The sequence below is a fragment of the Robertkochia sediminum genome (assembly GCF_016786255.1).
In the GTDB taxonomy this organism is placed as follows: Bacteria; Bacteroidota; Bacteroidia; order Flavobacteriales; family Flavobacteriaceae; genus Robertkochia; species Robertkochia sediminum.
On record NZ_JADMKT010000078.1, the window covers coordinates 269,242 to 281,945 of the forward strand.

Sequence of the window (12,704 nt, forward strand, 5' to 3'; positions counted from 1 at the left end):
TGCGTACCTTTGCGCAACTTCCTTAAAATAAGTCGATTACAACTAAAACTAACCTCCCCTGACCTAAAGCTTATCTGCTATTTACTAACCAATAAATCAAAATAGTATGAAGCGCATTTTAAGTATTCTTGTCATGGTGGCATGTACTGCTGCCCTGGCACAAGAACAAACCCCAACAGTGGTCTTCGACCAGATCATGGTGACTCCTCATCCCGAGAAGGTCATGCAATTTCACAAAGCAGTGGCTGAACACAACAAACAATTTCACACCGATGCACCACGGCAGGTGGCAGTATACCAGATCATGACCGGCCCGAACACCGGAAAATACATCTGGAATCTGGGACCTTGCACCTGGCAAGAACTGGACGAGCGTCCGATGGACACCGGTCATAATGAGCACTGGGTAAACAACGTTACTCCGACACTAACCACTGAGGCACACGGAACCTTCTGGCAGTATCATCCGGAATTCTCTAACATATCAAATAATTTCAAGCTCAATATGCTGAGCATTACCTTTTACGATGTTAAAAGAGGTATAGGGAATTTTGATAAGATCAAAGCCGTGATGGAACGATTCACCCAGCTGTATCGGGAAAAATATCCTGAAGACATGTTCGGGATATACACCAATGTCATGGGATCTACCAAAGAAGGACGGGATCTTGCTATCGTAGGGTTTTTAAATAATTACGCCGATATGGCTTCGGAAAATCCTGATGTTCCCGAAAAATACGATGCCATGTTCGGTAAAGAAAGTTACGAGAAGGACCTGCAAACCTGGATGGAAAACATGGAGGGGTCTGCTTCAGAAATGTGGCTTTTTATGCCCGAGTTAAGTTCAAGGCCCGCAGAAGTTGAAGTAGCCCAAAATTAGGGACATCACATAATTGACGATAAAGCCCGTATTTTCGGGCTTTTTCTTGTCTAATTTTCTTTTGGCATAAGAATTGTTAACTTACTAACATCCAAAAATCACAATTATGAAAAAATTATTCTCTTTACTAGCACTTTTCTCCCTGGTCCTTATCTCATGTGAAGGCGACCCGGGACCTCCGGGACCTCCCGGACAAGACGGACTTGATGGTCTTATCGGAACGGTATTCGAATACGAGGTTACCTTTAGAGAACTTAACACCGATGTTCCTGTGGAATTATTTGATTTTCCGGGCGGGGTTGAAGTTTTTGACTCCGATGTTGTATTGGCTTACGTTCTCATTGACGTGATCGAAGGAGTAGATGTTTGGGAGCCCCTTCCAAGAACACTTTACTTCAACGACGGAGGTATCTTGAGCTACGGATTTAATTACACCGCATTTGATATTCAATTCTTTCTGGATGGAAATGTTAATTACCCAACCCTGGATGTCTCTTATACCGACAACCTAATCATGAGGGTGGCTGTTGTTCCCGCAGAACTTCTTGGTGAGATCGACATTAATGACTTTAGCAAGGTAATGAGTGTTGCGAAAATGATAAATAATCAGGATATTGTCATAGAGTAATTAGTTTACTCTTGATGCCGGGTCATAAATATGGAGCGTACCGTATTTATGGCCCTTTTTTGTGCCCTGCCATTGCGCATTCTTCTGGCTCTCCACACAAGGCCTTGTGCACCCCATACTGGATTAGGCGCGTTTGGTTTCATCGCTCCGAACTTATCCTGTTTGGTGTCATTTGACTGGGTTTGGTTTTGGTCTGGTCTAATTTGCCCCGGTTTGGTTCGCATGAGTCTCGATAGTACGGTCAAAATAGTTCTAACCAGCTACCTGACCACACAAAACTCCATATTTTGATAAGGTTTTAACAATAACTGCGACCAAAACCTCATATTTTTAATAAAAAAACATGAAAAAGATCCTTATTGCATTTATCCCCGCCTTGCTGCTATCCTGCCAATCGGGAGCACAGAATAAAGAGCACAGATCAAGCTCAGGCGAAGAAGAAATTCGTTATGCGGTAGAAATGAGTGATGCCGAATGGAAGGCCAAGTTAACCGATATGGAATACCAGGTCATGCGAAAAGCGGCAACTGAAAGAGCTTTTAGCAGCGACCTTCTCGATATTAAAGATGAAGGTGTATATGTTTGTGCCGCCTGTGGCAACCCCTTGTTCAGGAGTGAGCATAAGTTCGATTCCGGTAGCGGGTGGCCAAGCTTCGACAGGGAGATCGAAGGCAATGTAGCCTACTCGGTAGACCACAAGATCGGAGTGGCAAGAACCGAAGAACACTGTGCCAGATGCGGCGGCCATTTAGGTCATGTTTTTGACGACGGACCACCACAAACCACTGGAAAACGTCATTGCATTAACGGCGTAGCACTTGATTTTATTTCCATTGAAGAATTTAATCGCGTTAATAATAATGAGTAAATATAAAATTGAAAAAAGTGAGGACGAATGGAAGTCAGCCCTCGATCCTGAAAGCTTTAAGATCTTAAGAAAGAAGGGCACAGAGATGCCTCATACCGGAAAATACAACCTCCACTTTGACGAAGGGGTCTATCGCTGCAAGGGCTGTGGTACCCAGCTTTTTACCTCAGACATGAAGTTCGAAAGTGGTTGTGGATGGCCCAGCTTTGACAAGGCCATTGAAGGTCGTATCGAGTATGTTAGAGATACAAGTCACGGTATGATCCGAACAGAGATCTGTTGCGCAACATGCGGAGGACACCTGGGGCATGTATTTAATGATGGCCCTACCGAAACCGGCTTGCGTTATTGCGTGAACTCAGCAAGCCTGGACTTTGAAGAAGAAAACTGAATCATAGCCTGATAAAAAAACCCGGAACATTCCGGGTTTTGTTTATAAATTCAGATAAGCGTATTACTGTACCATAGCGGCCGCCACCGTACGGTTGGTTCCGGGATCGATAAGCACAAAGCTTCCGGTTACCCTGTTGCGTTTGTACGGATCGGTAAATACAGGTTTATTGAACCTGATCTCGGCCTCAAAAATATCATTCATAGCTACTGTCTGTGCCCCTTCAAGTTTTTCCAGGGTGTTAATATCAAGCCTGTAGCCTATACCCTTAATGATCCCTAAAGCCTCATCCGAACACTGCCGAACGATGTATTTGGTGTTGGGACGCATAGGCTGCTCATCCATCCAGCAAAATAAAGCGCGAACTGCATTCCCCACCCGGGGGGCATTATGCTTACTTACCAGCATATTCCCTCTGGCCACATCGATATCATCTGCGATGCACACCACTACCGATTCTCCAATACCTGCCGTGCTTACACTCGTTCCCATCTTATCGATGGCACTGATCGTACTAAGCTGACCGCCCGGAAGCACCATGACCTCATCACCCACGTGAATTTCATTCCCTTCTACCCTACCAGCATATCCGCGAAAATCGCGAAACGTTCCCGATTGAGGGCGAAGTGCCGTTTGTACCGGAAAACGCAACCCAAGATCATGATCAACTGTATCCGGTTCAATATGCTCCAGAACCGATAATAACGGATCTCCGGTATACCAGGGCATGGCCTTAGTCTTATTTACCACGTTATCGCCCTCCAGGGCACTTATCGGGATAAATTGACCGGACTCGATCCCAATAGCGGTAATAAACTGTTTAATTTCAGCCGCCACCTCGTAGAACCGGTCTTCTGAATAGTCAACCAGGTCCATCTTATTGATACAGATCAAAATATGAGGAATACCTAATAAATGGGCAATGAATATATGTCGCTTGGTTTGCTCTACCATCCCGTGGCGGGCATCTACCAAGACAATGGCAGCGTTTGCCGTAGAAGCGCCGGTAACCATATTTCTGGTGTATTGAATATGTCCGGGAGTATCGGCAATAATGAATTTACGATTGGGAGTGGTGAAATACCTGTAAGCCACATCAATAGTGATCCCCTGCTCCCGCTCATCTCTTAATCCGTCGGTAAATAGTGCAAGGTCTACCCCTTCGTGTCCTTTTCGTTTTGAAGTCTTTTCCACCTGCTCGATCTGGTCTTCAAAGATCGATTTTGAATCGTACAGGAGTCGGCCGATCAGGGTCGATTTCCCATCGTCTACAGATCCTGCAGTGGTGAAACGCAATAATTTATTATTCGAGATTTCCATATGGTATGGTTTTCTTTACTAGTTTAATTTAAAATGGTCATTGCGGGCCCATGCAATGGGCGCGGCAATCTTTTGAAGCGATCTCCGCATCCAATTAAAACTTGAGTAAGCCCTGGAGAGATCGCCACGTCCCGACGAGTCGCAACTCGCGAAGACGATTTTATAATATAACGTTATTAAGTTGTCCACTAAACACTTATAACTAACAACTAAAAATACCCTTGTCTTTTTCTATCTTCCATGGCAGTCTCCGAACGCTTGTCGTCTGCGCGATTACCGCGTTCTGTCTCCTTCATTACCGAAACCTCATCAACGATCTTTTCCAGGGTATCGGCCTCAGACAAGATTCCTCCGGTGATGGTGATATCACCCAAGGTTCTGAATCGCACTTTTTTGCGTTCTATACGCTCGTTGCCATCCAGTACCAGGTATTCTGAATTAGGTATCCAGGAGCCATTTCTCCATACCACCTCGCGTTCATGCGCATAATAGAGAGAAGGTATAGCTATATTTTCTCGTTTAATGTAGTTCCATACGTCCATTTCTGTCCAGTTACTGATAGGGAAAACGCGAAAATGCTCTCCTTCAAAGTGCCTTCCGTTAAAGACATTCCACAACTCAGGACGTTGATTCTTGGGATCCCATTGGCCAAAATCATCCCTATGTGAAAAGAAACGCTCCTTGGCACGGGCCTTCTCTTCATCTCTTCTCCCACCCCCTATGGCGCAGTCGATCCTGAGCTCTTCAAGAGTGTCTAAAAGTGTGGTCGTTTGCAGGGCATTACGGGTTGCCAGTTTTCCCTGCTCCTCTACAACACGTCCCTTATCGATGGACTCCTGAACCGATCCTACCAGGAGTTTACACCCCAAACCGGATGCGAGGTCATTTCTGAAAGCAATGGTCTCAGGAAAATTATGCCCGGTATCTATATGCAATAGCGGAAAGGGAATACGTGAAGGGTAAAAGGCTTTTTTAGCCAGGTGCGTTACCACGATCGAATCCTTACCACCGCTAAACAGAATAACGGGGTTATCAAATTGTGCATAAACCTCCCTTAATACATATACCGCTTCCGATTCCAATTCATCCAAATAGTTCATATTCTTATTGATATTATTCAGGTTTATTAATTCATTTTATTACTTAATAGCTTTTGCTGTTTATGAAACTGTACCGTAAAGGAACGCTCCCATACCCATTCATGGAGGTAGTACAAGATCATTTTTGTGATCACCTCTGTCATACCGATCTTTAGACCGGTTAAAGGGTCTGATGTCACGATCCAACCTATGAGAATGGTATCTACTGTGCCTATAAGTCGCCAGGAAAGGGTTTTGAATAGTCGCCGGTGTACAACACGATCTCGTATGCGTTTACTCCATACCCGCTCGTGCATATAGTATAAGATCATCTTACTAAAGACCTCCGTAACCCCGATCTTCATGCCCGAGAGGGGATTTCCGGTGAGTAGCCAGGACAAGAAAAAAGTATCAGAAGTACCCAATACCCTCCAGCTTAAGGTCTTCAGAATGTGGCGATGTTCGAGTTTCATAGGTTAGCAGCAGTAAGGTTTGGGCATCCGGTCAGGTCGTACAGACAACCAGACCTAAGCTATTACCCTACTAAACCGATAGGGTTTTAGTATTAATAAGCAAATAACGCTATTTAACACGTTCTGTGCAAGATTTTTTTTAAACATAGCTTTAGGATAATTGGATCAGGGGAAGGCCCTCCCTTACCCCTATCAATAACCCTTACCCTTTGAAGTAAAATGCACCATATATAGAAATGTGAGGATTGTACCTATATCCGTTACCTGGTATAAGCCAAATACCTGATAAGGATATCGGCATCAGCATAACAGCGGTATCGGGCACTTAGACCCGGGGTAAATAAAAAGCCACTCTTACTCAGAGTGGCTTTTTCTATTATAAGGAAGAAGTTTACTTCACTTCTTCGAAGTCTACATCTTGTACATCCTCACCTTCCTGTCCGGAACCTCCGGCTGCACCGGCTTGATCTCCGGCACCCGGTGCTCCTTGCTGTTGTTCGGCCTGGGCTTTGTACATTTCTTCTGAAGCTTGTTTCCACGCTTCATTGATCTTATCCAGGGCAGGTTGAATCGTATCTACCTCCTTCGTCTCATAAGCCTTCTTAAGCTCTTCAAGCGCATCCTGAATAGGTTGCTTCTTATCATCGCTTAGCTTATCTCCGAATTCACCGAGTTGTTTTTCGGTCTGGAAGATCATAGAGTCGGCTTCATTAAGCTTATCTACTTTCTCTTTCGCTTTCTTATCGGCTTCTGCATTGGCTTCAGCTTCCTGCTTCATTTTCTGGATCTCTTCTTCGGTAAGTCCTGAAGAAGCTTCGATACGAATGTTCTGCTCTTTATTTGTTCCTTTATCCTTAGCACTAACGTTAATGATACCGTTGGCATCAATATCGAAGGTCACCTCGATCTGTGGCACTCCCCTTGGTGCTGGTGGGATTCCGTCAAGGTGGAATCTACCAATGGTTTTGTTGTCTGTTGCCATCGGACGCTCACCCTGAAGTACGTGGATCTCTACAGAAGGCTGGTTATCGGCAGCTGTTGAGAACACTTGCGACTTCTTGGTAGGAATGGTCGTATTCGATTCGATAAGCTTGGTCATAACTCCTCCCATGGTTTCGATACCCAATGAAAGTGGAGTTACGTCAAGAAGCAATACGTCTTTTACATCTCCGGTAAGTACACCACCCTGGATCGCAGCACCTACGGCTACTACCTCATCTGGGTTCACTCCTTTAGATGGCTTTTTACCAAAGAATTGTTCTACTGCATTTTGTACTGCAGGAATACGGGTAGAACCTCCTACAAGGATCACCTCATCGATATCGCTCTTGCTGAGACCGGCATTCTTAAGCGCCGACTCACAAGGTTTGATGGTACGTTGAACGATCTCGGCAATAAGCTGCTCGAACTTCGAACGTGTAAGGGTTCTTACCAAGTGCTTAGGACCGGTTGCCGTAGCGGTTACATAAGGTAGGTTGATCTCGGTTTGTGAAGAAGAAGAAAGCTCGATCTTCGCTTTCTCAGCAGCTTCCTTAAGACGTTGTAGCGCCATAGCATCTTTTCTAAGGTCGATATCTTCCTCAGCTTTGAATTCTTCAGCCAACCAGTTGATGATGGTCTCATCTACATCGTCACCCCCAAGGTGGGTATCTCCGTCTGTAGCAAGCACCTCAAATACACCGTCTCCCAATTCAAGGATAGAAACGTCGTGGGTACCTCCACCAAAGTCAAAAACTACGATCTTCTGATCGGTATTCTTTTTATCGAGACCATAAGCCAGGGCTGCTGCGGTAGGCTCATTGATGATACGCTGAACTTTAAGTCCTGCGATCTCTCCGGCCTCTTTGGTAGCCTGACGCTGGGCATCGTTAAAATATGCAGGAACGGTAATTACCGCTTCTGCCACATCCTGCCCGAGGTAGTCCTCAGCAGTTTTTTTCATTTTCTGAAGGATCATGGCCGAAAGCTCTTGTGGCGTATACAGACGTCCGTCAATGTCAACTCTCGGGGTGTCATTATCACCTTTAACCACCTTATAAGGCACACGCCCTGCCTCTAACTGAGATTCTGAGTACTTGTTACCCATGAATCGCTTGATCGAGTAAATGGTTTTATGCGGATTGGTCACTGCCTGACGTTTTGCAGGATCACCCACCTTGATCTCACCATCCTCTACGAAAGCTATCACAGAAGGAGTTGTGCGTTTACCTTCAGCATTAGGGATCACCACCGGTTCGTTACCTTCCATTACAGAAACGCAGGAGTTGGTAGTACCTAAATCTATTCCAATAATCTTGCTCATGTCAATCTATTTATGATGTTCTGAATTTTTTTATGTGCACCCTGTTTAAGTCAATCATTATGCCATGAAAAAAAATATGACAAGCTGTCATAAACTTTTGATCCTAGTGACGCATTTTAACGCTAACCCGCGCCAAACAACATCCGTAAAAGGGAGTCAGCATGTCAGAAATGCCATGCGTCATGCCTTAAAGTAAGCCACAAGCTCCCGGTGCAAGGTGCAATAGCCTGCTCTTTTATGACCTGTCTATGCCGATCACCGTAGAATGCTTTACTTCTCCGATCATAAATATGCTGTGGGTATTCCCGATATGCTTGAGATCGGTAAGCTTGGTCACCATAAAGTTCCGATAGTCTTCCATATTGGCGACATGCACCTTTAAGATGTAATCATAATCACCACTTACATGATAACACTCTTGTACCTCGGTAAGTCCCGCCACTTCTTCTTCGAACTCACGAACATTTTCCCTGGTATGCTGAGTAAGACGGATATTACAGAATACCACGAACGATCGATTCACTTTTTCCCGGTCTACAATAGCAGTATACCCCTTGATGATCCCCTCACGCTCTAACTTGCGCACCCTTTCATACACAGCTGTGTTCGACATGCCCAGCTGTACGGCCAGTTCCTTGGTGGTTTGCTTTGCATCGCTTTGTAACAGATGTAATAGCTGCTTATCGGTTTGATCCATTTCCATATCTGATAATTTTTCGGCTAAATTCCAAAGATATGACTCACAGGTTAAATATTTTCTGATTACACACTCCAATTTAGTTTTATCATCTATTTATGACTTACATCATTGACATTTTATCCTATTAACACGTAATTTGTTAAGCATAACCAATTAAACCACCATGTCATGAAATTCGATCCGGCCAACAACATACAAGACCTTCAGTACTTCGGAGAATTCGGAGGCGTTAACCCTTCTATATCAGATTCTTCCACATACACCTTCTTATCGGCCAAGACCATGTTCGATACCTTCGAGGGTAATACTGAAGGCTGTTACCTGTACTCCAGGCATTCTTCTCCTTCTAACCTGTACCTGGGGGAAGCACTTGCAGCCATGGAAGGCACAGAAACGGCCAATGTAACCGCTAGTGGTATGGGCGCTATTACGGCAGTGATCCTTCAACTTTGTGGGGCAGGAGACCATATCGTATCCAGCCGCACAGTATATGGGGGTACCTATGCCTTCATGAAGAATTTTTTGCCAAAACTGCAGATCTCAACCACCTTTTTGGATATCACCAAGCCGGAAGAAGTGGAAGCTGCTATAACGCCAAATACCAAAATGATCTATTGTGAGGCGGTGAGCAATCCCCTGCTGGAGGTAGCTGATCTGGAAGCACTCTCTGCTATTGCCAAAAAACACGGTATTCCGCTGGTCGTAGACAACACATTTACCCCTTTAAATATTTCACCTGCCAAATTCGGGGCCGACATTGTGATACACTCCCTTACCAAATTCATTAACGGGAGTAGTGACACGGTAGGAGGTGTTGTTTGCGGAACCCAGGAATTTTGCCTGAGCCTGAAGGATGTGAACGATGGTGCCGCCATGCTTTTGGGGAGTACCATGGATAGCCTGAGAGCGGCGTCCATTCTCAAAAACCTGAGAACCCTTCATATACGTATGAAAAAGCATAGTGAAAATGCCCATTACCTGGCAAAGCGCTTTGAACAGGACGGACTCAAAGTGGTATACCCCGGACTCCCCTCTCATCCCGGTCATGACACCATGAAAAAGCTCATCAATCCTGAGTACGGGTACGGCGGGATGCTTACCGTTGATGCCGGAGATCTGGATAAAGCCAATGCGCTTATGGAAATGATGCAGGAAAAGAACCTCGGATACCTCGCTGTGAGTCTTGGGTTCTACAAGACCCTGTTCTCTGCTCCGGGCACCTCAACTTCTTCGGAGATCCCCGAAGAAGAACAAAAGGCCATGGGACTCTCTGATGGATTGATCAGATTCTCCATCGGTCTGGATAACGATATTGAGCGCACCTACAACACCATGAAAAGTTGCATGCAGGAACTGGAGATCCTGTGATCTACGATAATTTTCTCTGATATATTTTTTTGCAAATCGCCCTAGAGGCACTTAGGATCCCTCCGGAGTTTAGGCCGGAGGGATTTTTTTGTTACGTGGTGATTAGGGAAATAGGGAGATAGGGAGATTACATATTACCGCAACACTGAATAACTGTGTAACTGTGTAACCGTATAACTGTGTAACCGTGTAACTGTGTAACCGTATAACTGTGTAACCGTATAACTGTGTAACCGGTTAACCACCTAATCCGGTTAACCACCTAATCCGGTATCAGATCACAAAACCAAAAAGAAGTATCCCAGGTGACCTCATCATCGGTAAAACAATTGTCTTTTTTATCCTGATGAGGCTTATAAGTTTTAAGCACCTTCTCACCTACACGGAAAGAAACCGGGTTCCTGAAGATGGGACCATCAAAAACGAACGTATGGAATTCGCCATTCTCGCCACAGGGATCGACCCCTTCGGGCAGTTCGTTCAGGAAATCCCTGTCGATAACCCTTCCGAGAAATGCCTCGCCCAATGCACTATCGCTAACGCTTACTGTAATGGCCTTAAATCCGGCATCGATAAATTCTTCGATCAATGTTTTGCTGTCTTCACCCCAGAGCGGGAACACCGCCCTGATGCCTCTGGAAGCCAGCTGCTCTTCCCTGTAATTCTTAAGGTCTTCGAGAAAGATATCCCCGAAAACAGAAAAGGTATAGCCGCTGTTTTTAAGTTGATCTACATGCCGGTCCATGATCTTTCCATATTGTTCCATAGAAACCACTCCCGGAAGGTTGATCGTATGTAATGGCAATCCGATCTGTTTTACCTGCTCGAACAGCAACGCTTTTGGCAGTCCGTGCATACTCACCCGGTCTACCTCATCATTCAGGGTAGTTACCAGGGTACCTACCTGAAACCTGTTATCCTGAAGCAAACGGTAAAGGGCAAGACAACTGTCTTTCCCGCTACTCCAATTCACATATGCGTTCTTCGGTGTTATCATTTTAAAAAACTCTGTAGTGCCAGATCATAACTCTGGAGTCCGAAGCCCAGAATGACCCCTTTGGCATGGGCAGAAATATACGATTGGTGCCTGAAAGCTTCGCGACCGAAGGTATTCGAAATATGAACTTCGACCACCGGCGTTGATATACCTTTTACGGCATCTCCAATACCTATAGAGGTATGCGTATACGCCCCGGCATTGAGCACGATCCCATCATGGTCAAATCCTGTCTCGTGTAATTTATCGATAAGTTCTCCTTCTATATTGCTTTGAAAATAAGACAACTCAAGTGAAGGGAACTTTTCCTTCAGACTATTTAAATACGTTTCAAAACTAGTACTTCCATATACTTCCGGCTCTCTTTTTCCCAGCAGATTAAGGTTAGGGCCGTTGATGATTATAATTTTCATAGGGATAGTGTTACCCGGGATTTAATTATCGGAATAAATGTAGTAAAAATGATACACAGCGACATATAATCCGCTACGATTCCCTCAGGTCTTGAGACACCCTGGCTTTTAACTCTGCAATACGCTCCTCCTTTTGGGGTTGCCTGTTGGCTTTGGCGAAGTCGGTGTGGTATGAATGCTTTTCCAAAAAAGCGATCTGTATTTTATTCCATCCTACTGACTCAGAAACCTTCCCATAGGCCAAAAGTTCTTTGTAAAGACTTTCACTGATCTCCCAAAAGTCATCCCGTCCCAGATAGTCCAGATCGGCATCACAAATGATCTCTTCCAATTCGTTCTCAGGGTGTTGCGGGATACGAGTGGCCGCTATGAGGCCTTCTACTACGCGGATATCATCTTCATCACACCCTACTGCTTCCATTTCACGTCTCGCGATCTCGGCACTATAGGTTTCGTGATCTTCATTAGAGATAATAAAACCGATATCGTGAAATAAGGCACCAAGGCGCAAGAGATAGGCATCATGTGTATCAATATCCCGTCTTTCGATATACTGTTCGACCACACTCAGCACATCAAGGGTATGATCTACCCCATGATAGTAAAGCTTATCAGACAATCGGGTCTCCAGAATATCTAAAGCCCGTTTACGTAATGTGGTATATGTGTTCATCCGGTAAATAATACATCCTTTAACTGAAAAAGCCATAAGATCATGATAAGCACGATAAAAATGAAGCTAAATCCCATAAACTTCATGGCTTTCTTTACACTTCTGAATTTAGTTTCCACGATCTTACTTTCAATATAGATCTGTTGTCCGAGCTGATCGTACAATTTATCGCGATCGGCAACAACTTCCTTTAATTTATCACTGTACTGCGTTACATCGCCAAAGTGGTTTACGGTATCCTTAAAAAAGAAAACGTTCTTATCGAACTTGAGCTCCATCTTCGGCACGAAACACTGCAAGGCGTAATAGATCGATACTAAAACGATCAAAAGCCACATTACCACAAGAACAGCAAAAATAGTACTGTTGTGAAAGGTCTCGTACAACATCTCCATCCTGTCAAAAAACACCCCTATCACCAGGGAATGAAAAGAAAAAATGATCCCTGCTTTCAACTCTGAGGCCCTGATAAGGCGTTCAAGCCTTTCGATCTGTTCCCAATAGTTCTCCGGTTCGACATTTCGAAGTGCTTTGAGAAAGGCTTTTTCCTCTTTGAGATCAGGTTCTTTATTTGTGGTTTTTTCCTTCAACACAATAAATATAAGCAATTAT

The 12,704-nt window shown here is 44.6% G+C and carries 14 protein-coding genes; 5 read left to right on the top strand and 9 right to left on the bottom strand.

Annotation, left to right across the window (positions count from 1 at the left end; all coding sequences use genetic code 11):
- Positions 1-106 precede the first annotated feature (106 nt).
- From IS446_RS12515 to msrB (IS446_RS12530), 4 genes are all read left to right on the top strand, one after another.
- Positions 107-880, top strand: a complete 774-nt coding sequence (locus IS446_RS12515; protein ID WP_203061088.1) for a hypothetical protein — start codon at positions 107-109, stop codon at positions 878-880.
- A 106-nt stretch (positions 881-986) separates the two neighbouring features.
- Positions 987-1,508 carry a hypothetical protein gene (locus tag IS446_RS12520; RefSeq protein ID WP_203061089.1) on the top strand — a complete coding sequence of 174 codons (522 nt, stop codon included), beginning with the start codon at positions 987-989 and terminating at the stop codon, positions 1,506-1,508.
- Between the two features lie 343 nt (positions 1,509-1,851).
- Entirely contained in the window at positions 1,852-2,376 is a 525-nt protein-coding gene (gene msrB / locus IS446_RS12525; protein ID WP_203061090.1) for a peptide-methionine (R)-S-oxide reductase MsrB, read from the top strand.
- Positions 2,369-2,767: a peptide-methionine (R)-S-oxide reductase MsrB gene (gene msrB, locus IS446_RS12530; protein ID WP_203061091.1), complete on the top strand. Its 399-nt coding sequence runs from the start codon at positions 2,369-2,371 to the stop codon at positions 2,765-2,767. The genes msrB (IS446_RS12525) and msrB (IS446_RS12530) overlap by 8 nt, the downstream gene beginning before the upstream one ends.
- 63 nt (positions 2,768-2,830) lie before the next feature.
- On the opposite strand, the gene IS446_RS12535 is transcribed toward msrB (IS446_RS12530), so the two are convergent.
- From IS446_RS12535 to IS446_RS12555, 5 genes are all read right to left on the bottom strand, one after another.
- Positions 2,831-4,087 carry a sulfate adenylyltransferase subunit 1 gene (locus IS446_RS12535; RefSeq protein ID WP_203061092.1) on the bottom strand — a complete coding sequence of 419 codons (1,257 nt, stop codon included), beginning with the start codon at positions 4,085-4,087 and terminating at the stop codon, positions 2,831-2,833.
- 209 nt (positions 4,088-4,296) lie between these two features.
- Complete coding sequence (cysD, locus tag IS446_RS12540) at positions 4,297-5,187, bottom strand: sulfate adenylyltransferase subunit CysD (RefSeq protein ID WP_235996491.1); 891 nt, start codon at positions 5,185-5,187, stop codon at positions 4,297-4,299.
- Between the two features lie 26 nt (positions 5,188-5,213).
- Entirely contained in the window at positions 5,214-5,639 is a 426-nt protein-coding gene (locus IS446_RS12545) for a DUF2061 domain-containing protein (protein ID WP_203061093.1), read from the bottom strand.
- A gap of 391 nt (positions 5,640-6,030) precedes the next feature.
- Positions 6,031-7,941: a molecular chaperone DnaK gene (gene dnaK, locus IS446_RS12550; protein WP_203061094.1), complete on the bottom strand. Its 1,911-nt coding sequence runs from the start codon at positions 7,939-7,941 to the stop codon at positions 6,031-6,033.
- Between the two features lie 235 nt (positions 7,942-8,176).
- A complete protein-coding gene (locus tag IS446_RS12555) occupies positions 8,177-8,644 on the bottom strand; it encodes an Lrp/AsnC family transcriptional regulator (RefSeq protein WP_203061095.1) in 468 nt (155 codons plus the stop codon).
- A 165-nt stretch (positions 8,645-8,809) separates the two neighbouring features.
- On the opposite strand from IS446_RS12555, the gene IS446_RS12560 reads away from it, so the two are divergent.
- The gene (locus IS446_RS12560) at positions 8,810-10,009 is read left to right on the top strand and encodes an aminotransferase class I/II-fold pyridoxal phosphate-dependent enzyme (RefSeq protein ID WP_203061096.1); all 1,200 of its coding nucleotides are present in this window, start codon (positions 8,810-8,812) and stop codon (positions 10,007-10,009) included.
- Positions 10,010-10,271: 262 nt separating this feature from the next.
- Here IS446_RS12560 and IS446_RS12565 read toward each other — a convergent pair whose 3' ends face one another.
- The 4 genes from IS446_RS12565 to IS446_RS12580 form a co-directional block, all read right to left on the bottom strand.
- Positions 10,272-11,006: a Dph6-related ATP pyrophosphatase gene (locus IS446_RS12565; RefSeq protein WP_203061097.1), complete on the bottom strand. Its 735-nt coding sequence runs from the start codon at positions 11,004-11,006 to the stop codon at positions 10,272-10,274.
- Positions 11,003-11,419 carry a type II 3-dehydroquinate dehydratase gene (gene aroQ / locus IS446_RS12570; protein ID WP_203061098.1) on the bottom strand — a complete coding sequence of 139 codons (417 nt, stop codon included), beginning with the start codon at positions 11,417-11,419 and terminating at the stop codon, positions 11,003-11,005. Before aroQ ends, IS446_RS12565 begins: the two co-directional genes overlap by 4 nt.
- A 73-nt stretch (positions 11,420-11,492) precedes the next feature.
- On the bottom strand, positions 11,493-12,092 hold the full coding sequence (locus tag IS446_RS12575) for an HD domain-containing protein (protein ID WP_203061099.1): 600 nt from the start codon (positions 12,090-12,092) through the stop codon (positions 11,493-11,495).
- Positions 12,089-12,700, bottom strand: coding sequence for a Pycsar system effector family protein (locus tag IS446_RS12580; protein WP_235996492.1), 612 nt, complete (start codon positions 12,698-12,700; stop codon positions 12,089-12,091). The genes IS446_RS12575 and IS446_RS12580 overlap by 4 nt, the downstream gene beginning before the upstream one ends.
- Positions 12,701-12,704: the final 4 nt, after the last annotated feature.